General features: G+C 65.9%; 16 protein-coding genes. 8 read left to right on the top strand and 8 right to left on the bottom strand.

Going from position 1 to position 25,797, the window contains the following annotated elements:
* Positions 1 to 129: 129 nt before the first annotated feature.
* Complete coding sequence (locus C1930_RS13940) at positions 130 to 669, bottom strand: C40 family peptidase (protein WP_108757773.1); 540 nt, start codon at positions 667 to 669, stop codon at positions 130 to 132.
* Positions 670 to 780: 111 nt separating this feature from the next.
* Here C1930_RS13940 and C1930_RS13935 point away from each other — a divergent pair, with 111 nt between their 5' ends.
* The 6 genes from C1930_RS13935 (at position 781) to C1930_RS13910 (ending at position 6,260) form a co-directional block, all read left to right on the top strand.
* The gene (locus tag C1930_RS13935) at positions 781 to 1,263 is read left to right on the top strand and encodes a peptidylprolyl isomerase (protein WP_108753733.1); all 483 of its coding nucleotides are present in this window, start codon (positions 781 to 783) and stop codon (positions 1,261 to 1,263) included.
* A gap of 101 nt (positions 1,264 to 1,364) precedes the next feature.
* Positions 1,365 to 2,609: a DUF418 domain-containing protein gene (locus C1930_RS13930; protein ID WP_108771983.1), complete on the top strand. Its 1,245-nt coding sequence runs from the start codon at positions 1,365 to 1,367 to the stop codon at positions 2,607 to 2,609.
* 108 nt (positions 2,610 to 2,717) lie between these two features.
* Positions 2,718 to 4,076 carry a glutathione-disulfide reductase gene (gorA, locus tag C1930_RS13925; protein WP_108771982.1) on the top strand — a complete coding sequence of 453 codons (1,359 nt, stop codon included), beginning with the start codon at positions 2,718 to 2,720 and terminating at the stop codon, positions 4,074 to 4,076.
* 160 nt (positions 4,077 to 4,236) lie between these two features.
* Complete coding sequence (locus tag C1930_RS13920; protein WP_108771981.1) at positions 4,237 to 5,157, top strand: DMT family transporter; 921 nt, start codon at positions 4,237 to 4,239, stop codon at positions 5,155 to 5,157.
* Positions 5,064 to 5,492, top strand: a complete 429-nt coding sequence (locus tag C1930_RS13915; RefSeq protein ID WP_234412666.1) for an MGMT family protein — start codon at positions 5,064 to 5,066, stop codon at positions 5,490 to 5,492. Before C1930_RS13920 ends, C1930_RS13915 begins: the two co-directional genes overlap by 94 nt.
* A 93-nt stretch (positions 5,493 to 5,585) precedes the next feature.
* The gene (locus C1930_RS13910) at positions 5,586 to 6,260 is read left to right on the top strand and encodes a rhomboid family intramembrane serine protease (protein ID WP_108750266.1); all 675 of its coding nucleotides are present in this window, start codon (positions 5,586 to 5,588) and stop codon (positions 6,258 to 6,260) included.
* 129 nt (positions 6,261 to 6,389) lie between these two features.
* Here C1930_RS13910 and C1930_RS13905 read toward each other — a convergent pair whose 3' ends face one another.
* Positions 6,390 to 7,976 carry an NAD(P)/FAD-dependent oxidoreductase gene (locus C1930_RS13905; RefSeq protein ID WP_108771980.1) on the bottom strand — a complete coding sequence of 529 codons (1,587 nt, stop codon included), beginning with the start codon at positions 7,974 to 7,976 and terminating at the stop codon, positions 6,390 to 6,392.
* On the bottom strand, positions 7,973 to 8,455 hold the full coding sequence (locus tag C1930_RS13900; RefSeq protein ID WP_108756811.1) for a VOC family protein: 483 nt from the start codon (positions 8,453 to 8,455) through the stop codon (positions 7,973 to 7,975). Before C1930_RS13900 ends, C1930_RS13905 begins: the two co-directional genes overlap by 4 nt.
* A gap of 125 nt (positions 8,456 to 8,580) precedes the next feature.
* On the opposite strand from C1930_RS13900, the gene C1930_RS13895 reads away from it, so the two are divergent.
* A complete protein-coding gene (locus C1930_RS13895; RefSeq protein ID WP_108771979.1) occupies positions 8,581 to 10,236 on the top strand; it encodes an SDR family oxidoreductase in 1,656 nt (551 codons plus the stop codon).
* Between the two features lie 90 nt (positions 10,237 to 10,326).
* Here the strand turns inward: C1930_RS13895 and C1930_RS13890 are convergent, their stop codons facing one another.
* The 4 genes from C1930_RS13890 to C1930_RS13875 form a co-directional block, all read right to left on the bottom strand.
* Complete coding sequence (locus tag C1930_RS13890) at positions 10,327 to 12,333, bottom strand: M13 family metallopeptidase (RefSeq protein WP_108756809.1); 2,007 nt, start codon at positions 12,331 to 12,333, stop codon at positions 10,327 to 10,329.
* 409 nt (positions 12,334 to 12,742) lie between these two features.
* Positions 12,743 to 14,890, bottom strand: a complete 2,148-nt coding sequence (locus C1930_RS13885) for a M13-type metalloendopeptidase (protein WP_108757772.1) — start codon at positions 14,888 to 14,890, stop codon at positions 12,743 to 12,745.
* A 158-nt stretch (positions 14,891 to 15,048) separates the two neighbouring features.
* Entirely contained in the window at positions 15,049 to 18,060 is a 3,012-nt protein-coding gene (locus tag C1930_RS13880; protein ID WP_234412786.1) for a TonB-dependent receptor, read from the bottom strand.
* Between the two features lie 411 nt (positions 18,061 to 18,471).
* Positions 18,472 to 21,276, bottom strand: a complete 2,805-nt coding sequence (locus C1930_RS13875; protein ID WP_108771977.1) for a TonB-dependent receptor — start codon at positions 21,274 to 21,276, stop codon at positions 18,472 to 18,474.
* Between the two features lie 355 nt (positions 21,277 to 21,631).
* Between C1930_RS13875 and apbC the strand changes: the two genes are divergently transcribed.
* Positions 21,632 to 22,486, top strand: coding sequence for an iron-sulfur cluster carrier protein ApbC (gene apbC / locus C1930_RS13870; protein WP_108756806.1), 855 nt, complete (start codon positions 21,632 to 21,634; stop codon positions 22,484 to 22,486).
* Between the two features lie 78 nt (positions 22,487 to 22,564).
* On the opposite strand, the gene C1930_RS13865 is transcribed toward apbC, so the two are convergent.
* Entirely contained in the window at positions 22,565 to 25,612 is a 3,048-nt protein-coding gene (locus C1930_RS13865; protein WP_108771976.1) for a TonB-dependent receptor, read from the bottom strand.
* Between the last annotated feature and the right edge of the window lie 185 nt (positions 25,613 to 25,797).

Below are 25,797 nucleotides of genomic sequence, written 5' to 3'. Positions count from 1 at the left end.
GTCGGTCACAGAAAAAAAACGATGGGGCATCATGCCCTGTAAAAGCCGCGATAAGTTAAAAATTCCGTTATAAAAACGTTATTTTCATAGTGATGCGCGTCACAGTTTTGAACATATCGCCTGTTCAGTTTAGCGAAGGACGCGTTTCGCTCCTGTGTAGTGGTCTTTCCAATAGGCGCCGCTGAGCGAATCCAGGCGCACCGTGCCGCCGGTGCTGGGCGCGTGCACGAAGCGGCCTTCGCCGACGTAGATGCCCACGTGGGTCACGTTGCCGCGACTGCCGAAGAACACCAGATCGCCAGTGGCCAGGCGCTGCGGGTCGATCTTCGGGCCCTGTACGGCGGCCAGGTCGCGCGAGGTGCGCGGCAGCTTCAGGTCGACCATTTCCCGGTACACATAGGTGACCAGGCCGCTGCAGTCGAAGCCCGAATCGGGGGTGTTGCCGCCATAGCGGTAGGGCGTGCCGACCAGACTGATCGCGCGCATCAGCACCGAATTGGCGGCCTCGGGGTTGTCCGGCGTGGTCGCCGGCCAGTGCGCCGAGGGTGGCGGCGGGGCGGGGCGAGTGGCCTTGCCGCCGCCGCAGGCGGACAGCAACAAGGGCAGGGCCAGCAGCAGGGCGGGCGCGAAGAGCCGGCGCGGGCCGGACGAAACTGGCGTGATGTGCATGATCTCCGGATAATGCGCCACCTTGGATTGGCCGTCATGATGGCGGCGTCCCCGCCGGGCGACAACCCGCCCCAACCCGCCTGCCTCCGGCAGATCCAGACAGAGTTGCGCATGAAGATCGAAAAAGACCGCGTTGTCCGCTTCCACTACACCGTTTCCGAAGTCGGCCAGGCGCCGATCGAGTCGTCCAAGGACCGCGGCGAGCCGCTGGCAATCCTGATCGGCCACGGCAACATCATCCCGGGCCTGGAAAACGCCATGATGGACCAGGAAGCCGGTGCGACCTTCAGCGTCGACGTGACCGCTGCAGACGCCTACGGCGAACGCCGCGAGGGCCTGTCCCAGCGCGTGCCGAAGAAGCACTTCGGCAATGCCAAGCTGGCCCCGGGCCAGCAGGTCGTGCTGCAGACCAACTTCGGCCCGCGCGCGGTCACCGTGCAGAAGGTCGGCATGAGCGTGGTCGACGTTGACCTGAATCATCCGATGGCCGGCAAGGACCTGCATTTCGACGTGGAAATCGTCGAAGTGCGCGAAGCCGGCAAGGAAGAGATCGAACACGGCCACGTGCACGGCGACGGCGGTCACCAGCACTGATCGCTGCGCGATCGTGATGCCCGCAACGGCCCGCTTCGGCGGGCCGTTGTGTTTCCGGGCCGGGCTGCGGGCAGGCCCGCAGTGCGCCCGGCAGCGGCATAATGACGGACCTGTCCACCGGATGTTCCGTGAACGCCGCACTTCCTCCCCTGCAGCCGGTTACCTCCGGCGAACGCATCGCCGTGCTGGATGTGCTGCGCGGGGTGGCCCTGCTGGGCATCCTGCTGATGAACATCGAGGCCTTCGCCGGCCCGCTGGAGTTGGCCTTCACCGGCATCGACACGCACTGGCAGGGCATCGACTACTGGGCCGATGCCTTCGTCTACGTGTTCGTGCAGGGCAAATTCTTCACCCTGTTCTCGCTGCTGTTCGGTGCCGGCTTCGCGGTCATGGCCCAGCGCGCCGAAGCGGCCGGCCGTGATTTCGCCCCGTTCTACCTGCGCCGCAGCGCGGGCCTGCTGCTGATCGGGCTGTGCCATGCGCTGCTGGTCTGGTCCGGCGACATCCTGGTGCTGTATGCGCTGGCGTCGCTGCCGCTGCTGGCCTGTCGTGAAGCCCCGCGCAGCTGGCTGCCCTGGATGGGGGCCACGGTCTATCTGGGCGGCGTGCTGCTGATGCTGCTGGTGGGTGCCATCGTGTCGATGGCCACCCCGCAGGACGTGCAGAAGATGCTGGCCGACGCCCAGCAGAGCATCGACCAGCAACGCCTGGTGTACGGGCAGGGCAGCTGGCTGCAGGCCAATGGCCAGCGCCTGCACGAGTTCGGCGTGGCGCTGGGCGGCATGATCATTTCCGGGCCGCAGGTACTGGGCATGTTCCTGCTCGGCAGCTGGTTCGCCAGCAGCGGTGCACTGGCCGCACCGGAACGTTTTGCGCGCCTGTACGCACTGCTGCGCTGGGTCGCACTGCCGCTGGGCCTGCTGCTGACGCTGGCCGGCACGTACTGGAAGCCCTACCTGCAGCCCGGTGCCTACGATCTGCCCACCACCGCCGCCATGGCCCTGGTGGCGATAGGTGCGGTGCCGATGTGCCTGGGCTATCTGGCGTGGATCGTGCGCTGGCGCGTGGCCCTGCGCGGCCTGGCCGCGGTGGGGCGCATGGCGCTGACCCATTACCTGCTGCAGTCGCTGCTGTGCACGCTGCTGTTCTACCACTATGGGCTGGGGGCGTTCGAGCAGGTGCCGCGCGCCTGGCAGCTGCTGCTGGCGCTGGCGCTGTTCGCGGCGCAGGTGGCGATCAGCCACGTGTGGCTGCGTCGTTTCCGCTTCGGGCCGGTGGAATGGCTGTGGCGGGCGATGACCTATCGGCAGTGGCCGGTCATGCGCCAGGCCCGCGCGGCCGACTGACGTGCCGTATCACTCACGCTGAACCGCCGGCCTTCCGTGGCATGCTGGCCGCGTGCGCGTGGCGTACCCCGATGATGTTGTTGTTTCCCCAGACTGCGAGCGATTGCCATGAGTACTGCGCCCTTCGACTATGACCTGATCGTGCTGGGCGGTGGTTCTGCCGGCTTGGCCGGCGCGATCCGCGCCGCGCAGTACGGCAAGCGGGTGGCGCTGCTGGAACCGGGCGAGCTGGGCGGTACCTGCGTGAACATCGGCTGCGTGCCGAAGAAAGCGATGTGGCTGGCGGCCGATCTGGCCGAGCGTATCGGCCTGGCGCACGCAATGGGTTTCGATGTGCCGGCGCGTCCTGCGCTGTCCTGGAAGGAGCTGGTGATCCACCGCCAGGCCTACATCACCAACATCCACAAGAGCTACCACGCGCGCCTGGACGAGACCGGCGTGGTGCGCATTCCTGCGCGCGGCCACCTGTTGGATGCGCACACCGTGGCCTGCACCGATGGCGTGCGCTACAGCGCCCAGCACATCCTGATCGCCACCGGCGCGCACCCGCAGCGGCCCGACGTGCCCGGCGCCGAGCTGGGCCTGGTATCGGATGATTTCTTCGATCTGCGCGCGGCGCCGGCCGAGGTGGCGATCGTCGGTGGTGGCTACATCGCCGTGGAACTGGCCGGCCTGCTGCAGGCACTGGGCAGTCGGGTCAGCCTGCTGGTGCGCGGGCAGCGCCTGCTGGACCGGTTCGACCACGAACTGACCGAGCAGCTGGCCGAAAACCTGCGCCAGCAGGGCGTGCGCATCTGCTTCGAATTCGACCTGAAGGCACTGCAGCGCGACGGCCAGCAGGTGCGCGTGGTGGGCGCGCAGGGGGCGCTGGACTGCGCCTTCGATGCGGTGTTCTTCGCTACCGGCCGCCGCGGCAACAGTGCGGATCTGGGCCTGGAAGCGCTGGGCATCGGCATCGGTGAGCACCGCCAGGTGCAGGTCGACGAATGGCAGACCACGGCGGTGCCGAGCGTGCACGCGGTGGGCGATATTGCCGGCAAGGTCGGGCTGACCCCGGTGGCAGTGGCTGCAGCGCGGCGCCTGATGGACCGCCTGTTCGGTGGCAAGCCGGAATCGAAGATGGATTACGAAACCGTGCCCAGCGTGGTGTTCTCGCACCCGCCGCTGGGCGCGGTCGGAATGAGTGAACAGCAGGCGCGCGAATGCTTCGATCAGGTAACGGTCTACCACAGCCGGTTCCGGCCGATGCTGCAGGCGCTGGCCAACGGCACCCAGCGCAGCCTGTTCAAGATGGTATGCGCGGGCCCGGAAGAACGCGTGGTCGGCATCCATCTGCTGGGTGAGGCCGCCGATGAGATCCTGCAGGGCTTTGCGGTGGCGGTGAAGATGGGGGCGACCAAGGCACAGTTCGACGCCACCGTGGCGATCCATCCCACCTCGTCGGAAGAAGTGGTGTTGATGCGGTAACGTCGTAGAGTCGAGCTTGCTCGACTGATCAACCTTGCTCGACTGATGGATCGCGCATAGTCGAGCAAGCTCGACTCTACCGCGGGCGGCCCGCCGCGCGTGCGACAATGGGTGCCCCACGATTGCCCTTGGCCGCCCCGCGCGGCCTGTTGCCGTTCCCATGTCCAGCCCGTCTTCGCGCATCGCCACCGCTTCGCCCCGCATCGCGCTGGGCGGCATCGGGCTGGCCGCGATAGGTGCCGTTGCGGCCTCCGGCAAGGCAATCATCGTCAAGCTGGGCCTGCGCCATGGCGTGGATGCGACCACGCTGCTGGCCCTGCGCATGCTGATGGCGCTGCCGCTGTTCGTGCTGATGGCGCTGTGGAGCGCACGCCGCGCCGAACCGCTGTCCTGGGCGGACCGTGCGCGCGTGTTGTGGCTCGGCTTCACCGGCTACTACCTGTCCAGCCTGCTCGATTTCCAGGGGCTGCAGTACATCAGCGTGACCCTGGAACGGCTGATCCTGTACTTGAACCCGACCCTGGTGCTGCTGATCAACGTGCTGCTGGCACGGCAGCGGCCGGGGCGCTGGCAGATCGCCGCGCTGGTGCTCAGCTACCTGGGCGTGCTGCTGGCCTTCGGCCATGACCTGCAGCGCGAGGGCGGGCAGATCATCATCGGCAGCCTGCTGGTGCTGGGCAGTGCGCTCAGCTATGCGCTGTACCTGTTCGGCAGCGGGCAGGTGGTGGCGCGCGTGGGCGCGGTGCGGCTGACCGCCTATGCCAGCTGCGTGGCCAGCGTGCTGGTGCTGCTGCATTTCACGGCAACCCACCCGCTGCCGCTGCTGTGGCAGGCACCGGCGCCGGTGCAGTGGTTGTCGCTGGTCAATGCCACGGTGTGCACGGTGCTGCCGGTGCTGGCGATCATGCTGGCGGTGCAGCGCGTGGGTTCGTCGCTGGCCGCGCAGGTGGGTATGCTGGGCCCTGTTTCCACCATCGTGATGAGCCTATGGCTGCTCGACGAACCGATGGGGCCGGCGCAGATCGCCGGCACCGTGCTGGTCCTGCTCGGCGTGCTGCTGGTGACGCGCCTGCGGCGCTGACCCCGGAGCAGGCGCGCGCGCGCATCCTGCAGGTGATCCATGCCATTCCGCCGGGCCAGGTGATGGGCTACGGCCAGGTCGCCATGCGTGCCGGTCTGCCCGGTCGTGCCCGCCTGACCGCACGCGTGCTGGGCCAGAACGACGATCCCAGCCTGCCTTGGCACCGCGTGCTGCGTTCGGATGGTCGCATCGCCATGGCCGAAGGCTCGGCGGGCTGGCGCGAACAGGCGCAGCGCCTGCGTGCCGAAGGCGTGGTAGTCACCAACGGCCGCGTGCGCATGCCGGCGATCGACCCGGCCGCCGCCTTGGACGCGGCGCTGTGGGGCCCGGCCTGATCATCGCCGCCGGCTGAACCGGCACGGCGGCGGCGTCGTCAAACCCACACCCTGCACCGGCTATGATGGAGTTCGTTCCATGCCGGTCATCCCATGTTCCCGCGACTGCCCACCGTTACCAAGGCCCTGCTGATCGCCAACGCGATCCTGTTCCTGCTGCAGCAGCCGTTCCTGCTCGGCATGCAGACCTTTGCCCCGTTCATGCTGCAACCGCTGCAGCAGGGCTTCGATGCGTTTTCGCCAGGTGGCAATTTCCAGCCCTGGCAGCTGCTGACCTATGGTTTCCTGCACGGCAGCTTCGGACACCTGTTCTTCAACATGCTGGCCGTCTTCATGTTCGGCGCGCCGCTGGAACAGACCTGGGGCGAGAAGCGGTTCCTGATCTATTACCTGGTGTGCGTGGTGGGCGCCGGCCTGTGCCAGCTGCTGGTCGGCTCGCTGCTGGAAAACCCGGCACCGGTGCTGGGCGCATCCGGCGGTGTGTTCGGCCTGCTGCTGGCCTACGGCATGCTGTTCCCGAACCAGCGGGTGATGCTGCTGTTCCCGCCCATTCCGATGAAGGCACGCACCTTCGTGATCCTGTTCGGCGTGGGTGAACTGGTGCTGGGCATGACCGGCTGGCAGCCGGGCGTGGCCCACTTCGCACACCTGGGCGGCATGCTGTTCGGCTGGCTGCTGATCCGCTACTGGCGCGGCCAACCGCCGTTCAACAAGCGCCGCCCGCCCGGCCCGCCAAAGCGCCCGAACCACCTGCGCAGCGTCAAATGATCCGAAGGATCATTTGACGCGGGTAGGTGCCGACCGTTGGTCGGCACGAAACGTCCGGTAGGTGCCAACCTTGGTTGGTACACGCAAAGGCGTGCCAACCAAGGTTGGCACCTACCCATGCGGGCCACCTCACAGATCCTGCAACACCACCTGCGCAGCATTGTGCCCCGGTGCACCAGTCACGCCGCCACCGGGATGGGTGCCCGACCCACACAGATACAGACCGGGCAGGGCGCCGCGATAACCGGCCTGGCCCACCATCGGCCGCGCTGAAAACAGCTGGTTGGCGCTGAGCGCGCCATGGAAGATGTCGCCGCCGATCAGCCCGAAGGTGCGCTCCAGATCCAGTGGAGACAGCACCTGCCGGCCCAGCACGCTGGCTGCGAACCCCGGTGCATGGCGATCGACGGTGGCGATCATCAGATCGGCCACGGTGTCACGGTGATCATCCCAGTGCATGCCGCCTGGCAGCACCGGCGCGACGTGCTGGCAGAACAGGCTGGCTACGTGCTGCCCCGGCGGCGCCAGCGAATCATCCAGGGTGCTGGGAATCAGCATCTCCACGATCGGCTCGCGCGACCAACCATCGCGGCGCGCATCCAGCCACGCGCGATCCATGTAGTCCAGGCTGGGGGCCAGGATGATGCCCGCGCTCAGGTGTGGGCCGGGACCGGGCAGGGCACGGAAGTCGGGCAGCGCAGACAGCGCCACGTTCATGCGGAAGGTGCCCGAGCCACAGCGCCACTGCGCCATGCGCTCGCGCGTGGGCGACGGTACCTGCTGCGGTTCCAGCAACTGTTCGTACAGCAGTTTCGGGTTGACGTTGGCCACCACCGCATGGGCGCGCTCGCTGCTGCCGTCGGCCAGCACCACGCCGACCACGCGCCCGTGTTCGACCTGCAGGTGGCGCACGCCGGCATCGACCCGCAGTTCGGCGCCGGCCTCGCGTGCGGCCGCGGCAATGGCCTGGCTGATCGCACCCATGCCACCGATCGCGTGGCCCCAGGCGCCCTTCACCCCGTTGCACTGGCCGAACACGTGGTGCAGCAGCACGTAGGCGCTGCCCGGCGTATACGGGCTGGCGTAATTGCCGACGATGCCGTCGAAGCCGAACAGCGCCTTGATCGGTTCGCTCTCGAACCAGCGGTCCAGGTACTCGGCGGCCGACAGGGTGAACAGGTCCAGCAGTTCCTGCCGCAGCGCCGGGTCCAGCGCCGCCAGCTCGCGGCCCAGCCGGCCCATCTGCCACAGGGCCGGCAGCGCACGCCAGCCGGCGTCCACGCCCAGGTCGGGCGGCGCGCGCAGTGCCCAGGCGCGCAGCACGTCGGCGAAGATTTCCAGGCGGGCTTCATAGGCGGGCAGGGCCTGCGCATCGCGCGCGGAAAACTTCGCCACCTCGGCCTGGGTGCGGCCCGGTGCTGCCAGCAGATAGCGGCCATCGGCCAGCGGCAGGAAGTTGTTCACCGGCCGCGCAACGATGCGCAGCCCGTGCTGGTGCAGCTGCAGGTCGTCGATCACCTTCGGCTGCAGCAGCGACACCGTGTACGAGGCCACCGAGTTGCGGAAACCCGGGTGGAATTCTTCGGTAACGGCGGCCCCACCCAGCACCGCGCGTCGTTCCAGCACCAGCACCTTGTGCCCGGCGCGGGCCAGATAGGCCGCGCAGACCAGGCCATTGTGGCCGCCACCGACGATGATCGCGTCCCAGTGGTTCATGCCTGCGCGATGGCCGCTTCGATGGTGGCGATGTCGATCTTCTTCATCGGCATCATGGCGTTGAACGCGCGTCGCGCCAGCGCCTTGTCGCTGCTGGTCACCGCGTCCATCAACACGCGCGGGCTGATCTGCCAGGACACGCCCCAGCGGTCCTTGCACCAGCCACATTCGCTTTCCTGGCCGCCGTTGCCGACGATGGCGTTCCACAGCCGGTCGGTTTCGGCCTGGTCCTCGGTCTGGATCTGGAACGAGAACGCTTCGCTGTGCTTGAACGCCGGGCCGCCATTGAGGCCCACGCAGGGAATGCCGTACACGGTGAATTCCACCATCAGCACATCGCCCTCGCGACCGTCGGGGTAGTCACTGGGTGCGGCATGCACGGCGGTCACCGCGCTGTCGGCAAAGGTCTGGGCATAGAAGGTGGCCGCCGCCAGGGCGTCCTTGTCGTACCACACGCAGATGGTGTTCTTGTGGGCCATGGTCGGGCTCCGCAGCGGACGGTGGCGCAGCGATAGCACGGCGCCCGTTAACACCGGATCGTGCTGCGCTGCAGGAGCGGCAGGCAGCGCGCTACCATGGCGCGACGACACGACAGGGAAGGCGCGTGAAGATCCTGGTTCTGGGTGGGTATGGTGTGTTCGGTGGGCGCTTGGTGCGGTTGCTGGCCGATCTTGCGCAGTTGGAGCTGTTGATTGCCGGCCGTAACCTGGCGGCGGCGCAGGCGTTCTGCGCGGCCCACCAGGGGCAGCCGCGGGTACGCCCGCTGCAGGTGGACCGGCGGCAACTGGCCCCGGTACTGCAGGCCGAGCGCCCCGACCTGGTGGTCGATGCCTCCGGCCCCTTCCAGGATTACGGCGAACACCGCTACAGCGCGGTGGAAGCGTGCATCGCCGCCGGCATCGATTACCTGGATTTCGCCGATGCCGCCGACTTCGTGTTCGGTGTGTCCGCCTACGATGCACAGGCCCGGGCGGCCGGTGTGTACGTGCTGTCCGGGGTCAGCAGTTTCCCGGTGCTGACCGCTGCGGTGCTGCGGCAGATGGCCACGCGCATGGACATTGTGCGGGTGGAAGGTGGTATCGCGCCGTCGCCGTTCGCAGGCATCGGCCTGAACGTGATGCGCGCGGTGGTGGGCTATGCCGGTTCGCCGGTGAAATTGCGCCGGCAGGGCCGCGAGGGCCACGGCGTTGGTCTGGCCGAGAGCCGCCGTTTCACCGTCGCGGTGCCGGGGCGCCTGCCGCTGCGCAACCTGCATTTTTCGCTGGTGGACGTGCCGGACCTGCAGGTGCTGCCGCCCGAACACCCGGCCATGACCGATATCTGGATGGGCGCCGGCCCGGTGCCGGAAGTGCTGCACCGGGTGCTGAACCTGCTGGCGAAGGCGCGCTGGCGCTTCAAGCTGCCGTCGCTGGAGCCGTGTTCGCGCCTGTTCTACACCGTGCTGAACCTGATGAAGTTCGGCGAACACCGCGGCGGCATGATCGTGCGTGCGCAGGGCACCTGCAACGGCGCGCCGATGGAACAGAGCTGGCACCTGCTGGCCGAAGCCGATGATGGTCCCTACATTCCGTCGATGGCGATCGAAGCGGTGATCCGCAAGCAGCTGGCCGGTGAGCGGCCGGCACCGGGCGCGCGCGCGGCCACCCACGCGTTGGAACTGTCCGACTACGAACAGCTGTTTGTCGGCCGCACCATCCACACCGGGTTCCGCCGCGACATGCCCGGCGCCAGCCTGTACCAGCGCGTGCTGGGCGATGCGTATGCGCGATTGCCGGCCACCGTGCAGGCGCTGCACGCGCCGGGTGCGGCGCAGCGCTGGGTGGGGCAGGCGCAGGTGGAGCGCGGGCGCGGCGTGTTGTCGCGTATGCTGGGCAGCATCTTCGGTTTCCCCGCCGCCGCTGCGAACGTGCCGGTGACCGTGCAGTTCAGCCCCGAAGCGGGCGGCGAGCGTTGGTCGCGCACCTTCAACGGGCAGCGCTTCTCTTCGCTGCAGACCGAAGGCAAGGGGCGTGACGAGGCGCTGCTGGTCGAGCGCTTCGGTGCCGTGGCGGTCGCCTTGGCGCTGGTGGTGGACGGCGGACGGCTGCAGCTGGTGCCGCGCAGCTGGTCGGTGCTGGGCATCCCGCTGCCGCGCGCACTGCTGCCCGGTGACCAGAGCTTCGAGTACGAGGCGGATGGACGTTTCGTGTTCGACGTGGAGATCGGCGCGCCGGGGGTGGGGCGCATCGTGCATTACCGGGGCACGTTGCAGCCGGGTTGACGGGCATCCACGCATGGCGTGGATCTCCCTTCGGCACATGCGGAAAAGGCGCCCGAAGGCGCCTTTTCCGTTACTGCATCACCGCTGCCTTCAACGCCAGACCTTGATCTGTTCGGCGTCGGTGCGCTGCATCGGCTGGCCGGCCTTGCAGCTGAAGGTCGCGCCGAAGGCCGGCAGGTTCGACAGCGGCCCGTTGGTGCGCCAGCGGCCCGGTGCACGGATGTCGGCGGTCAGGCGGCGCGCGGCTTCGTTCGGCGACAGCTGCTGCGGCCACAGCGCGGCCCAGGCGCGGAAGAAGCCCTGCTGCTGGGCCGGCTTGGCCTTCGGTTCCTGCGCGGTGTAGGCGGCCCAGGCCAGTTCCAGGCCGGCGATGTCGGCCAGGTTTTCTTCCTGGGTCAGCGTGCCGTTCACCTTGGCACCCTTCACGCCGGGGAATTCATAGGCGCCGTACTGCGCGGCCACGCGGCTGCCCAGCAGGGTCCAGGCGGTCTTGTCAGCGGGCGTCCACCAGCTGCGCAGTTCGCCCTTGGCATCCACCAGCGCGCCCTTGGCATCGATGGCGCGGTTCAGCTCGTGGCCGACCAGGCCGCCGAAGCTGCCGAACTTGTCGGCGGCGTCGGCCTTGGCGTTGAACACCGGGCCCTGCAGGATGGCGGCGGTGACGATCAGGCGGTTCTGCGCCAGATCGTAGGCCAGCGACGGCTGCTGCGGCAGCACGTCCCAGCGGCGGTCGGCGTTGCCCTTGCCGATGCGCTTCATTTCTTCGCGGTGGCGCCAGGTCGAGGCGATCAGCATGTTGCCGCCGAACGAGCCACGGCCCATCGGCTGCACGCTGTAGTCCAGGTCGCGCAGCGGGGTGCCGATCTCGATCTTCAGCGCGGCCAGCTTGGCCTGCGCTTCGGTCTTGGCCTCGGCGCTCATCCAGGTGCTGTTCTTCACCGCCTCGATCTGCACTTCACGCACCTTGTCGACAATCCACGCCGCCTGGCGGCGGTCTTCGGCCGACAGGTAACGCGCGGCATATTCGCGGCCGACCATCGGGCCGGCGGCCACGTTGATGGCGTCCAGCACGCTTTCCCAGCGCTGCGGCGGCAGGGTTTCACCGCGCAGCACGCGGCCGCGGAATTCGAATTCCGCATCGCGGTAGGCCTTGGACAGGTACGGCGCCATCGAATCACCCACGCGCCAGCGCAGGTAGGCCTTCCACTGGTCCGGCTTGAGCTTGGTGACCATGCCGTCGAGCTGCTTGAACAGCTGCGGGTCGGCCAGCGAGACCAGGTCGTCGTTCACACCCTGCGCCTTCAGGAAGGCATCCAGCTGCAGGTTGCGGTAGCGGCTGTTCAGATCCTTGGTGGAGATCGGCGCGTAGTTGTTGAACGGGTTGTTGATGCCGGCCAGCGACTGCGCGTTGCGCGCCAGTTCGGTTTCCAGCGCGATGACCGACTGCGCTTCGGCATCCAGCTTGGCGGCCGGGGTGCCGGTCAGGGCCAGGATCTGCTTCACGTAGTTGCGGTAGCGGCCCATCAGGGCCACGGTGTCGGCGTCGGTGCGGGTGTAGAACGCCGGATCGGGCAGGCCCATGCCGCCCTGCATGAAGTAGCCGATGTGGCGGTCCAGCGCCTTCAGGTCCACGTCCGGGCCGAAGTTGAAGGCCACCGGGATACCGACCTGGTGCAGCGCGGCGATCGAGGCCGGTACATCCTTGGCCTTCTTGATGGCATTGATGCGGGTCAGCAGCGGGGCGATCGGGTTCGAGCCGTCCGCTTCCACGGCGGCTTCGTCCAGGCCGCTGGCCCAGAAGTCGCCCAGCAGCTTCTGCACGTTGCCCTGCGGCGCCTTCATCGAGGCTTCCAGCAGGTCACGCTGCTGCTGGCGGCTGCGGTCGACCAGCTGGCCCAGCGCGGTCGCAGCACCGGTCTGCGGGGCCGGGTTGGCCTTCAGCCAGCCGGCGTTGGTGGCGTCGTAGAAATCGCTGCACTGGGCGCTCACGGCAGGCGCGCGCGCGGCCTTCTTCTTGGCGGCGAATGCATCGTGGGTCGGGACCAGGGTCGCCAGGCTGATGCCCAGGGCGACGGCAAGCGGACGGAAGTTGGGCATGTAGAACGAATCCGTGATGGATTGAGGGCGGGCGAACTATAGCAAGCCGTGCATGGGCACGGCATGCACGCGTCACGCGGTGTGCGCCGGGCATGGCCCGGCGCTACCGGGGGTCATGGCATGGGCACGGCATGCACGCGTCACGCGGTGCTGCGTTTGCCCACATGGGGTCGGAGCCCTGGCGCTGCGCGCAAGGGATCCGACCCCGGCAGTAGATCCACGCCATGCGTGGATGGGGTTTGCGTGCATGGGGTCGGAGCCCTCGCGCTGCGCGCAAGGGATCCGACCCCGCGGCAGTAGATCCACGCCATGCGTGGATAGCGTTGCCTGCAAGGGATCCGACCCCCGGAAAAACAAAGGCCCGGGACGTCCCGGGCCTTTGCAGGTCTACCGCAGCCTCAGCCGTGGCTTACCAGATCACGACCTGCTGATCGCCGCTGCGGGCCATCGGCGAACCGGCCTTGCACTGGAACGCTGCGGCGAAGGTCGGCAGGTTCGACGGCGCACCCATGGCGCGGAACTGCGCCGGGGCGTGCGGGTCGGTGGCCAGGCGGACCTTGGCGTTTTCCGGGGTGTACTTGGTGCGCCACACGGTGGCCCAGTTGAAGAAGAAGCGCTGGTCGCGGCTGAAGCCATCGACCTTCGGGTCTTCCTTGCCGGCGCTGGCCTTCTGCAGGGCGTCGTAGGCCGTGGCCAGGCCGCCCAGGTCGGCGATGTTCTCGCCCAGGGTCAGCTTGCCGTTCACCGCCTGGCCGTCCACCTTGTACTGGTCGAACTGCTTGACCAGCTTGCCGGTCAGGCCCGCGAAGTTCTTCGAATCGCCTTCGGTCCACCAGTTCTCGAAGTTGCCGGTCGGCCCGAAGCGGCTGCCCTGGTCGTCGTAACCGTGGGTCATTTCGTGGCCGATGACCGCGCCGATGCCGCCGTAGTTCAGGGCGTCGTCGGCCTTCGGGTCGAAGAACGGCGGCTGCAGGATGGCGGCCGGGAACACGATCTCGTTCTGCAGCGGGTTGTAGTAGGCGTTGACCGTCTGCGGGGTCATGCCCCACTCGGTCTTGTCCACCGGCTTGCCGATCTTGGACAGGTTGTACTGGTAGTTGAACGCGGTGGCCGCGCGCACGTTGCCCAGGTAGCTGTCACGGTTGGTCTGCAGGCCCGACCAGTCGCGCCACTTGTCCGGGTAGCCGATCTTCGGGGTGAAGGTTTCCCACTTGGCGATGGCCTTGGCCTTGGTTTCATCGCTCATCCAGGACAGGCCCTGGATGCGGTCCTTCAGCGAGGCGGCCAGGTTCTTCACCAGGTCTTCCATCTTCGCCTTGGCTTCCGGCGAGAAGGCCACCTTCACGTACAGCTGGCCGAAGGCTTCGCCGGCGTCGCTTTCAATGGTGCCCAGCACGCGCTTCCAGCGCGGCTTCTGTTCCTTCTGGCCGTTCAGGGTCTTGCCGTAGAAGTTGTAGCTTTCCTGCACGAAGGCTTCGGACAGGTACGGCGAGGCGCCATCCACGGTGTGGAAGCGCAGGTAGGCGCGCCAGATCGACGGATCGGTATCGGCCAGGGCCTTGCTCACTTCCTGGTGGAAGGTCGGGATGGCCAGCGAGAACTTCTCCGGCGCGGCGACGTTCTGCGACTTGAAGAACTCGGTCCAGCTGAAGTTCGGGGTCAGCGCGTCGGCCTCGGCCAGGGTGACCGGGTGGTAGAACAGGGACACGTCGCGCGACAGTTCTTCGCTCGACTTGGAGGCCTTGGCCAGGCGGGTTTCGAACTTCACCACGTCCTCGGCCTGCTTGGCCGCATCGGCCGCAGCCACGCCGGACAGTTCCAGCACCTTGGCCACGTGGGCCTGGTAGGCCTTCAGCTTGTCGGCGTTCTTGGCGTCGGTGTAGTAGGTGGTATCGGGCAGGCCCAGGCCGCCCTGGCTGGCGTAGGCCATGTTCATGGCCGAGTTCTTGAAGTCGGCTTCGGCGCCGAAGCCGAACAGCACGTTCTCGCCCTTGGCCGCGCTGCTGCGCAGGTAGTCGGCGATGGCGGCCTTGTCCTGCAGGCCATCGATGGCGGCCAGGTCGGCCTTCAGCGGCTCGATGCCCTGGGCGTTGATCTTGGCCTCGTCCATGCCGGTGGCCCACAGGTCACCGACCACCTTCTCAATGTGGTCCGGGTTCTTCACCTGCGCCACCTGCTCGACCAGCTGGTGCTGCACGGCCACCGAACGCTCGTCCAGGATGGTGAAGGCGCCCCAGCTGGTGCGGTCGCCCGGAATTTCGTTGGCGGCCAGCCACTTGCTGTTCACGTAGTCGCCGAAGGCGGTGCAGGCGTCCTTGCTGGCGTCCAGGTCACCGGGCTGGAAGGCGTTGTAGGCCGGCAGCTTGCTCTCGTCCAGCTTGTAGGCGGTGGCGGCTTCGGTGGCGGCCGGCGTGGAGGCGGTGGCGTCCTTTGCCGGGGTATCAGTCTTGCCGCAGCCGACCAGCGCGGCCGAAACGGCCAGGGTCAGCAGCACGATCTTGGGAGTACGGGTCACTTGAATGGCCTCCAGGCCGAGTGAGTCAGGGAAAGGCCGCATGGACGGCCGTGGGCCGAACAATACGCCTGCGGCCCGGCCTGCAAGGGTGTCGAAGGTCATGGCCGATTGCAAACCCCCCAGCCGTTGGCCGGACCGCCAGATACGGAAAAGGAAAGGGCGGCTTGCGCCGCCCTTTCCGGGTACTGCCTGAAGCGCTATCAGAACTTGTAGGTCACGCCCAGGTACATGTAGCGACCAATGCTGTCGTACAGCGCAGCACCGGCGTCAGCACCGAAGTAGTTGACCGGCGGATCCTTGTCGAACACGTTGTCCACGCCCAGGTAGACGTCGATGCCCGAGCCCGGGAACTTATAGCCAACCTGCATGTTGTGGTACAGGTACGACGGGTTGCGGATCGGGCTCTGCGAACCCGGGTTGGAGTTGTAGCTGTCCGGGGTCACGCGCAGGTTGCCGTCAACGTAGGTCATGTCCCACGACGCGCGCCAGTCACCACGCTTGTAGGTGGTGCTGAACTGACCGCGCCAGCGCGGATCGGTGTAGTAGGTCACGTATTCGGTGAACTCGTCCGGGAACGACTGGAACGCCCATTCACGCGACTGGATCAGACGGGTACCGACCAGGCGCAGGGTGGTGAAGCCACCCAGCAGATCGAAGCGGTAGTCCATTTCCAGATCGACGCCGACGCGACGCGACTTGGCCAGGTTCTCGGAAATAGCGGTCCAGTTGTAGATGCTGTATTCCGGGAACGGGGTGCCGGTGGGCGAGGTGTAGCCACCGACCGGTGCGCGCTTGATCGCATCGCAGAACGGGTTGTTCTGCACGCCCCCCGGCGAATCCACGCAGCGGGTGGCCAGGGTCTGGGCACTGACCGAACCGATCGCGTCGGTCAGGGTGATGCGCCAGTAGTCCATCGACATGCCGAAGCCCGGCAGGAATTCCGGCTGCCAGACAAAGCCCAGCGACAGGGTCTTGGCTTCTTCCGGCTTCAGGTTCGGGTTACCACCGCTCACGCCCGGGCGGTTCGCGCTGTAGGTGTCCACCCAGTTGTTCGGAATGCCCAGCGCGGCGCAGTTGGCGGCACGCAGGCTCGGATCCTTGGCGGTCGCCGGACGGTTGGCGTTGGTCGACAGCGTGTTGCAGGGATCGGAGATGGCGGCGAAGTTCTGCGACTGCGGGTTGTACAGCTCACCGATGCTCGGTGCGCGCACCGCGCTGGCGTAGGTACCGCGGATACGCAGCGAGGTCAGCACTTCCCAGTCCAGGCCGACGTTCCAGGTCTTGGTGTCGCCCACCGAGGTGTAGTCCGACCAACGGCCGGCCAGGTCCAGGTTCAGGCGGCGGATCAGCGGGATGTCAGCCAGCAGCGGGATCGAGGTTTCAGCGAACACTTCGCGCACGCTGTACTCACCACCACGGCTGGGGATGGCGTTGAGGAAGGTCAGGCCCAGCGCGGACAGCGCGTCGGTGTTTTCCTGGCTCTGTTCCTTGCGGTACTCGACGCCGCCGGCGAAGCCGACGTCACCGGCCGGCAGCGAGAACAGCGAGTTGTTGGCCACCGAGGCACTGAACACCTGCTGCTTCAGCTTGGACTGGTTCAGCGAACGGGTGTTGAACCAATCAGCTGCTTCCTGCGAGATCGCACCGTTGCCGAACACGCTGAACGGCACGCAGCCAGCGATCAGGGCCTGGTTGTAGCGCTGCCCGGTGTTCGGGTTGATCGCATTCGGGTCCAGCGATGCGCGGCAGACGAGGTTGCCGCTGGCATCACGGGTCACGTCCATGCCCGCATGCCAACGCTCGTTGATGCGGTTGTTCACGTTGATGCGGTCGATGGTGGTCTGGCCGAAGTTGGCCGAGGTCTCGTAGGTCCAGTCCTCGCCCAGGTTGCCTTCCAGGCCGAACACCACGCGGCTGGTCTGGCGCTCGATCTGTTCACCGCGACGACCTGCGTCGACGTTGAAACGGTTCATGACCAGGTTGCTTTCGGCGGCATTCGGGTCGCGCGAAACGGCACGCACGGTGCTGGTGCCATCGCGGTTCTGCACGCGCACGGTGCGCGCATCGAGCACGGCGCCCAGCTCGTTGGAGATGTAGGCGTTGTCGCGACGGATGCGCAGGCCGGTGTCGAAGGCCGGCTGGCCATAGAACTCCGACTCGGTCTTGGTGTACTTGCCTTCGAAGAAGAAGCGGTGATCGTCATTCAGATCGAAGTTGACGATGGTGTTGAAGCTGAAACGGTCGAACGACGGCTGCAGGTCGGCCACGGCGTTCAAGTCGGCGAAGTCGCAGTCCACGCAGCTGCTGGTGCTGACGATGGTGCCGTCGTAACGGTTGCGGCGGAACGTGCCGTCATCGTTGAACAGGTAGCGGCTGTTGCGGTTGAAGGCGATCGAGCGGGTGCCGGTGGGCGAGATGGTGATCTGGCCCAGGTCCATGGTGCCGCCGTAGGACGTGGAATGGTTACCACCCGGGCTGGCCAGGACCGTCTGCGGATTGCGCTCGCTCGGCGGCTGGCTCGGATCGAAGTTCGGGTTCGGTACCGAGACCTGGTAGCGGCGGCCGATTTCACGATCACCACGGCCAAAGCGGCCCTGGTCGCTGTATTCCATTGCGATGGCGGCGTTACCACGGCCATCGGCAAACGGCTTGCCAGCGGAGAAGCTGGCGAAGCGGCGGTCGAAGCTGCCTTCGTCAGCCTTGCCGGTCTGGCCACGGAATTCGTAGCCGTCGAACGACTTCTTCATGATGAAGTTGACCACGCCGGCCACGGCGTCGGCGCCGTACACGGCCGAGGCGCCACCGGTGATGACTTCCACGCGCTCGATCCATTCCACCGGAATGGTGTTGACGTCGACCGAGGTCGAGCCCGGGCTGGCGCCAACGTGGCGGCGGCCATTGACCAGCACCAGGGTGCGCGACGGGCCCATGCCACGCAGGTCCATCAGGCCCAGGCCGGCGGTGCCGATGAAGCGCGTGGAGTTGCCCAGCGAGTAGCTCGGGGTCAACTGCGGCATCTTGTTCATCAGGTCGCCGATGTTCAGCGCGCCGGTGGTGCGGATTTCTTCGGCAGTGATGGCCGTCACTGGAGAGGGGGTGACGAAGCCGGTGCGCGCGATACGCGAGCCGGTCACGCTGATGCGATCCAGATCAACCGGGTTGGAACCCGGGGCGGCTTCCTGTGCCAGGACGGGTGCGGCGGCGGCGAACATCAGGCCGGCCAGCAGTGCATTGGTCAGCGGGTGGCGACCGGGCAAGCGATGGTGCGTCATCAAGTGAATCCCCCTAAGAAGTGTGAAACGCCGGACTTCCCTGCCGACGTTCTGCAAATGTTCATGCGTCATCCTGACGTCACCGGAACCTAACACGGTCTTAACGGGAAATGTACGGTTGTGTCACAAGAGTTTGCTAAATCAATCGGTTCGATACACAAAACTGCAACAAATACAGCGTCTTAGTCTCAGTTTCCTTTGCAACTTCTGGCGGCCTGAGTGGTCGATGAATGGGGGTCTTCGCTTAACAATGCGCAGCACAACCGGTCCTGCGCTCCGATGGCCCTGGCGTCAGGCAAAAAAAAGACCCCGCCGAGGCGGGGTCTCCAGTCAACGCGTTATGGGTGTGGCTTACTTCGCGCCGAAGTCGTACTTGGCCTGCACGTAGATCGCACGCCCGTAGGCGCTGTACAGGTAGTTGTTGTACGGCTGGCCGCTGGTGCCGGCGTAGCTGAAGCGCTGGTTGTCAGGCAGCTTGTTGAACACGTTGTTGACCATCAGCGACAGGGTCAGGTTGTCCATCGCGCGGTAGTTCACGCTCAGGTTGTAGGTGGTGTAGGAACCCCACTTGCCGGCCTTGTAGCCCGAGCTGTGCACGTAGTCGTAGCCGTTGCCCGCGTAGGCCATGTAGTTCGGCGTCTTGCCGATGTAGTTGGCGTACAGGGTGGTGGTCCACTTGTCCTTGGCCCAGGCGATCGAGCCATCGGCGCGCACCTTGGCGTAGGAATCGTAGACCCACATCGCGTACGGGTCACGCAGCAGGTCCAGGTACTCGTCGCCCGGCTGCGGCTGCAGTTCGCGCTTGAGCATGTTGGTGTAGTTGCCCGAGAACTGCAGCGAACCGAAGCGACCCACGTCCTGCACGTACTTGAAGCTGGCCGTCAGTGCCTGCAGGTTCTGCCGGGCGACGTTCATCTTCGGCGTGTAGATCTCATCCAGCACGCCCGAGGCATCGCGGGTGATCCAGTCGCTCACGTTCTGGCAGCTGGCCGAGGTGTTGTTGGTCTGGCCGTTGCGGCAGTAGTACTCAGCCAGCAGCAACTGGTCGGAGCTGAGGGTGTTGACCTCGTTCTCGATCTTCCAGTTGTAGTAGTCCAGCGACACCGACAGGTTGTTGATCGGTGCCCAGACCACGCCCGCGTTCCAGACGTCGGCGGTGATCGGTTCCAGGTCCGGGTTGCCGGACTGGGTGCCGAACACCGACACGCTGTCGTACGGGCAGCCGGTGGTGTCAACCGGGTTGAAGCCCAGCTGGCCGCAGCGGTAGTAGTCGGTCGAACCGTTGGCGTAGTAGCCGCTCTCGCCCTGGAAGGCGTCGGACAGGGTCGGCGCGCGGAAGGCGGTGCCGTACTTGCCGCGGAACAGCAGGCTTTCGATCGGACGGAATTCCAGGCCCACGCTGTAGGTGGCCTTGTCGATGGTGTTGCCACCGATCTTGAAGGCGTCATAGCGGCCCGAGCCGGTCACGGTGAGCGAGTCGAGCAGCGGCAGGCGCAGTTCGCTGGTCACCGCGTAGCTGCTGCGGTGGCCGGCGCCGGACACCGCCGTGGTGCCCCACACGCTGCCATCGACCAGACGGGCATCGGGGGTGTAATCCCAACCTTCGCTGCCGCCTTCCACCACCACCGCGAAGCCGGCATCACCGCCGGGCAGGCTGAACAGCGAGCCGTTGGTGACCTGCGCGCGCAGCAGGTTCTGCCAGGTGCGGCTCTGGCTGTAGGTGTAGCCGGTGAAACTCTGGAAATCACCCGACGGCAGCGGCGAGTAGAACGCATCCCAGTCCGGGCTGTAGATGTTGTAGCCCGTGCTGGTGGTGCCCAGCACCGGACCCAGCACACGGTTTTCGAAGTAGTCGTTGATCGGGTCGGCCCAGCGCACGAAGTTGCGCTCGGTCAGCTTGTACTCGCCACGGGTGAAGCTGGCGCTGTAATCCCAGTTGCCCGCCGTGCCACGACCGCCCAGGGTGACCTGGTAGGCCTTGTTGCGGTCGGTGTTCATGATGTCGCGGTAGCCGGCGCCGCCGATGTCCTCCGGCGCGAACACGCGCTGCAGGTTCATGTACTGGCCGCTGTCCTGGTCGTAGAAGCGACCCCAGCCGGAGGACGTGCCCCACCAGGTGTAATTCGAGCCGGTGGCGTACTTCACTTCTTCCAGGCTGTACAGCGCGTCGCCGAACAGCTGGAAGTTGTCAGTCACATCGAAGGTGGCCGAGCTGTAGATCTGGCCGCTTTCCTTGCCGTTCTTGATGGTCTTGTAGCCGGTGCCGTAGACCGAGCCGCAGGCCTGGCCGGTGGGGCGGGTGCCCAGCACGGTGGTGCCACCGAACTGGCCCGCCACGTCGGCGCACAGGTCCGGGTCCATCATCGCGTAGCGGTTGCCGTTGGCCGGCAGCAGCACCAGGAAATCGTTGGACACGTACTGCGGGCTGTAACCGTCGGGGTTGTTGACCTTGGTCAGGTCACGCTGGTAACCCCAGATCGGGCTGGTCTTTTCGTACTGCACGTTCACCAGCGCGTTGAAGCGGTCATCCTTGGAATTGAAGCCGCGCGCCGCGCTGAAGCGGAAGCTGTTGCCGCCGCCTTCGCTGTAGGCACCGCCGCGCACGCTCACCGTGCCGCCGTCCATGCGCTCCTTCAGGATGATGTTGACCACGCCGGCGATGGCGTCCGAACCGTACAGCGAGGACTGGCCGCCCGGCAGGATCTCGATGCGCTCGACGATGTCGATCGGGATGCCGCTGATGTTGTTGAACGTATCGCTGCCGTTGTACAGCGCCGGATACGAAAGCATCGGGCGGCCGTTGATCAGGTACTTGGTGTAGCCCGGGCTGAGGCCGAACATGCCAGCCGCTTCAGCGCCCTGGGTGAACGAGGCCGAGGTCTGGCCGCCCTGCAGGCCGCCGGTGGACAGCGAGGACTGCTGCAGCACATCGGCCACGCTGGTGAAGCCGCGGGTCTGGATGTCTTCGGCAGTGACCGTCAGGACCGGGGTGTGGTTCTCGATCTCGGTCTGCGGAATCAGCGAGCCGGTAACCGTCACGCGGTCCAGCTGGGTGGTGGCGCCGTCCTGCGCCGCGGCGGCGCCGCTGGCCAGCAGGGTGCCGATCAGGGCGAGAGTCAGTGGGTGACGCGAAAACGCATTGCGGTGGCTGTGCATGAAGGATCCCCATCGAAACAGATCAAGGCGGTGTCATCCATGACGGCTTTAAGGTGTGTTCAGTTGCATTCCATTCATCTGGACCGTAACACGGCTTTAACAAGCTCCACACGTGCCTGTCACAGCTGTTCGGCAGCGGCGTCTTGAAAACGTTTTATCAATCAATGACTAAGCGGATTATTTGGAAGTGTGTCAGTTTGTTGCGGTGCGCAATACTGTGTTGCGGCTTCAATAAAAGGCTTATTGTTCAATGGCTTGCGTATGTAGCCAAGCGTGCGGTCGCCGCCGCCAGGGAGCCGGGTGGCCCAGCTTGTATGATGGCTGGCTCTCAATTCAGATCTCTTCGGAGTCCGCAGTGAACAGTCCGACCCGCCGTCCCCATGCCAGCCAGGTCCAGAAGGGCCTGACCCCGCATGCGCGCATCCGCAACGTGATCGCGGTGGGCTCTGGCAAGGGCGGGGTGGGCAAGTCCACCACCTCGGTGAACCTGGCCGTGGCGCTGCAGCAGCTGGGCGCACGCGTGGGCGTGCTCGATGCCGATATCTATGGCCCCAGCGTGCCGGCCATGCTGGGCCTGTCCGGTCGCCCGGAAAGCCCGGACAACAAGAGCATCGAACCGATGCGCGCGTTCGGCGTGGACACCATGTCCATCGGCTACCTGGTGGAAGACGAGACGCCGCTGATCATGCGCGCGCCGCGTGCCACTGCAGCGCTCACCCAGCTGTTCGAAGACACGCTGTGGGATGACCTGGATTACCTGCTGATCGACCTGCCGCCGGGCACCGGCGACATCCAGCTGACCCTGGTGCAGAAGATTCCGCTGGCCGGTGCGGTGATCGTCACCACCCCGCAGGACATCGCCACGCTGGATGCGAAGAAGGCACTGAAGATGTTCGAGAAGGTCGAGGTGCCGGTGCTGGGCGTGGTCGAGAACATGGCCGTGCACACCTGCAGCAACTGTGGGCATGTGGAGCACCTGTTCGGTGAAGGCGGCGGCGAGCGCATGGCCGCGCAGTACGGCGTGCCGCTGCTGGGCTCGCTGCCGTTGCAGATCGATATCCGCGAACAGGGCGATGCCGGTACGCCGATCACCGCCGCACAGCCCGATTCGGCCACCGCCCAGGCCTACCGCCAGGCCGCGCAGCGGTTGATCGAGGAAGTGGGCAAGCGCCCGCGCGGTTCCATTCCGATCCTGTCTTCGCTGCTGTAAACCTGCATGCCCTCGCGCAGAAAAAGAACCGCCGGCGCAAGGCCGGCGGTTCCGTAGGTTCAACGCCTGGGATACGGCTTACCAGTCGTACTGCACCTGGAAGCGCACGTAGCGCGGGTCGTTGAAGTACTTCGGGGTGTTGTAGTTGTAGTAGGTACGGATGGTCGGTGCCGAGCTCGGGCGACCGTACTTGGTTTCGTACACCTGCACCGGCTTGATGTTGTTGAATGCATTGAGCACCGACACCTGCATGCTCAGGCCTTCCAGCCAGTTGGGCGTGTAGGTGATGTTCGGGCTGACGGTGAACTGCCACGGCGTGCGGCCCGCGCTGCCGACCTTGGCGATCTCGTCGGTGCCCTGTTCGCAGGTGTGGAATACGCCGTTATAGCCGTACTCGGTGTCGAAGCTGCCCCAGCCGCCGCCCAGGCAGCTCTTGGGCGCGCCGGACTGGGCCAGCACGTTCACGCCCACCGACCACTCATCGGTGAACTTGAAGCCGCCGTACAGCTTGAAGCTGTGGCGATGGTCGTTGAACAGATAGCCGTTGGCGCCGTACATGATCTCGGCGAAGTCGAAGTCCGAGGTCGTGCCGGTGTCGTCCTGGCCGTTGGTGCTCTTGACCAGGCCCTCGTAGTTGCCTTCCAGCTTCGACCAGGTATAGGACAGGCTGGCGTACCAGCGCTCGGTCTGCTTGTCGGCGCTGAGGGTCACCGCCTTGTAGCTGCGCTTGGCCTTCGGGCCCAGGGTTGCACCCGGCACCGTGATGTCGTCTGCGTTGCCGTCGCCGTCCACGTCCAGGGTGACGTTCAGATCGCTGCCCGGGTTGTAGATCCAGCAGCCCGGCAGGCCTTCGGGCACGGTCCAAGGATCGGACCAGTTGGACAGGTCGTAGCCCGCCGCCACCGCCGCGTTGTACAGCGAACGCGAATCGCAGGTGTCATCGATCACGTTGTTGATACGACGGTAGGTGGCCTTGATGCCCACGGTCCAGTCGTTCAGGAAATCGATCGACGAGCTGATCTGCTGCTGGTAGCCCAGGATCACTTCATCCTGGGTGTACGGCTTCAGGCCGCGCGAGGCCACCGCACGCGGATCCGGGGTCGCACCGCTTTCGCCATTGATCACCGCGTCGTAGGCGCCGTCCTCGTAGCTGCCGGTGATGATCGGCGAGCCATTCGGGTTGATGCCGCTATAGGTGAAGTATTCGTCCAGGTAGTAGGACGCGCTGGCCGCGCGCAGTGCCACGTTGGCCGCGATGGGCAGCGAGTAGCGGCCGACCGAGGCAAAGAGCTTGCTGCGGCCATCGCCCAGGATGTCCCACGAGAAGCCGGCACGCGGCTGCCAGATGTCATCCTGCTTGACGAAGGAAATGCCGTCGGAGTTCTTGTTGTCGAACGAATCGTTGCGGATGCCCGCGTACAGCATGAAGTTCGGCGTGATCTGCCAGTTGTCCTGCAGGTACCACGACTGCTGCTTGATCTTGATCGAACCACCGTTGCGGAAGTTCACCCGCTCGGCGTAGTCGTCTTCCAGGTACCACAACGCGCCGCCCGAGTACGAGGTGCCCTGCACCGAGGTCCACTTCTCGTCGCTGTAACCGAAGCCGATCTTGTGGTCGCCCAGCTGCCAGTCGAAGTCCAGGCGGGTGCCCTTGCGTTCGTTGCTGCCACCGAAGATGCCAACCGTGCTGGCCACGGCGCAGCCGATGCGACGGCCGGTGCCGCCGGTCTCGGTACGGTAGTCCAGTACGTAGGGGCAGCTGCCTTCGGGGCTGTTGATGTCACCGTTGTAGGTGCCCATCACGCCATCGGGGCTGATCGTGTGCTCCGAACTGCGGTTGCGCATCTGCCCGTACTGGACCGAGGCGGTCAGGTTGTCGGTCAGGTAGCTGGTCCACTTGAACACGTCGGTCTGGCCGCCGGTCTTGCCCACCAGTTCGCCCAGGTAGCTGGTCTTGGCCGGCTCGCCGCCGCTGCTGGCATCGTCGTAGGCGGCGTTGTAGTAGTCGTAGTTGTAGCGGCGGCTGTTGTCGAAGCCGGTGTATTCCAGGTGGTTGCTTTCGTTCAGGTACCAGTCCAGCTTCAACAGCCAGTACGGGGTCTTGGACTCGTAGTCGTAGGCGGTGGTGGACAGCGCTGCGGCGGTGGGCGGTCGGCCGTTGGTCGTGTACTGCGAGCCGCGGCTGCTGTAGCTGCCGGTCTTGGAATTGCTGAACTGGCCCATGGCGAACACGAACAGCTTGTCTTCGATCAGCGGGCCACCGGCCCACACGCTGTAGACGTTGGAACTGCTGCTGTTGCGATCGTAGGAGCGGAAGATCGAGCCGTCGTTGTAGTAGGTGTCCGGCTCGTTCTCGCGCAGCGAATCCGGTGCGCCGGTCCAGCTGAAGCCGCCCTTCCACTCGTTGGTGCCGCGCTTGACGTTGACGCTGGTCACGCCGCCGGTGGAGAAGCCGTACTGCGCGCCGTAGCCGCCGGTCTGCACGTCCAGCTGGTCGATGGCCTGGTACGGCACCTCGGAGAACGACAGGCTGTCGTACAGATTGGTGACGTTGAAGCCGTTGACGTAGTAGCTGTTTTCCGCCGCCGAGGCGCCGCCGAACGAGGCCGGACCGAAGTAGCCACTGGCCGCGACGGTGCCGGGGGTGAGCAGCGAGATGCTGGTGATGTCACGCGCCACCGGCAGCGAGTTGAGCTTGTCGGCGGTGAACGTGGTGCGCGATTCAACGCTGCCCAGGTCGATGGTGTTGGCCGCGCCCAGGGCGCGCACGTTCACCGTATCCAGCGAGGTGGCCGCACTGCCGTTGGTGCTGGCGAAAGTGGTGACCGACGACTGGCCGGCAACCACGGTCACGCGGGTGGTGGCGGTGGGCGTGCCGTTGCTGACCGTGGTGACCTCGTAGGTGCCGGTGGGCAGCTGTGAGACGCGGAAGCGCCCATCGGCGCTGACGTTCACTTCACGGGTGGCGCCGGAGGACAGGCTTTTCACCTGGACCTTGTCGGCTGCAGTGACGCTGCCGATGATGTCGCCGGAAGTGCTCTGTGCGTAGCTGGTGCCGGCCAGTGCGCTGAGCATTACCGCCAGGGCGGTGCGCTTCAGGCTGCGCCGTTTGTTGTTCACAGTCATCGTGTTCCTTGGCTGGAGAGCGGGGACGGATACCGCGTTGAGTTGCCTGAACGGGTTGTTCAGGCTGAATGGAAACGTAACGAGCACGTCTTCTTCACGCAACATTGCTGCGGCAGTGCAGCACGCCAGGGTCCGGAAATACCTGTGCAACACGTTGAAAATACAGGTGATTTCAATTTGCAACG

Origin of the sequence: Stenotrophomonas sp. SAU14A_NAIMI4_8 (assembly GCF_003086695.1) — a bacterium.
Classification (GTDB): Bacteria; Pseudomonadota; Gammaproteobacteria; order Xanthomonadales; family Xanthomonadaceae; genus Stenotrophomonas.
Note: the sequence above shows the minus strand (reverse complement) of the source record. Positions and strands in the feature narration are given on the sequence as shown.

Excerpts from the sequence above, each read along its gene's own strand:
- C1930_RS13940 (WP_108757773.1), bottom strand. The coding sequence starts at position 669 with ATGCACATCACGCCAGTTTCGTCCGGCCCGCGCCGGCTCTTCGCGCCC.
- C1930_RS13935 (WP_108753733.1), top strand. The coding sequence starts at position 781 with ATGAAGATCGAAAAAGACCGCGTTGTCCGCTTCCACTACACCGTTTCC.
- C1930_RS13930 (WP_108771983.1), top strand. The coding sequence starts at position 1,365 with ATGACGGACCTGTCCACCGGATGTTCCGTGAACGCCGCACTTCCTCCC.
- gorA (WP_108771982.1), top strand. The coding sequence starts at position 2,718 with ATGAGTACTGCGCCCTTCGACTATGACCTGATCGTGCTGGGCGGTGGT.
- C1930_RS13920 (WP_108771981.1), top strand. The coding sequence starts at position 4,237 with ATGTCCAGCCCGTCTTCGCGCATCGCCACCGCTTCGCCCCGCATCGCG.
- C1930_RS13915 (WP_234412666.1), top strand. The coding sequence starts at position 5,064 with ATGGCTGCTCGACGAACCGATGGGGCCGGCGCAGATCGCCGGCACCGT.
- C1930_RS13910 (WP_108750266.1), top strand. The coding sequence starts at position 5,586 with ATGTTCCCGCGACTGCCCACCGTTACCAAGGCCCTGCTGATCGCCAAC.
- C1930_RS13905 (WP_108771980.1), bottom strand. The coding sequence starts at position 7,976 with ATGAACCACTGGGACGCGATCATCGTCGGTGGCGGCCACAATGGCCTG.
- C1930_RS13900 (WP_108756811.1), bottom strand. The coding sequence starts at position 8,455 with ATGGCCCACAAGAACACCATCTGCGTGTGGTACGACAAGGACGCCCTG.
- C1930_RS13890 (WP_108756809.1), bottom strand. The coding sequence starts at position 12,333 with ATGCCCAACTTCCGTCCGCTTGCCGTCGCCCTGGGCATCAGCCTGGCG.
- C1930_RS13885 (WP_108757772.1), bottom strand. The coding sequence starts at position 14,890 with ATGCGGCCTTTCCCTGACTCACTCGGCCTGGAGGCCATTCAAGTGACC.
- C1930_RS13880 (WP_234412786.1), bottom strand. The coding sequence starts at position 18,060 with ATGTTCGCCGCCGCCGCACCCGTCCTGGCACAGGAAGCCGCCCCGGGT.
- C1930_RS13875 (WP_108771977.1), bottom strand. The coding sequence starts at position 21,276 with ATGCACAGCCACCGCAATGCGTTTTCGCGTCACCCACTGACTCTCGCC.
- C1930_RS13865 (WP_108771976.1), bottom strand. The coding sequence starts at position 25,612 with ATGACTGTGAACAACAAACGGCGCAGCCTGAAGCGCACCGCCCTGGCG.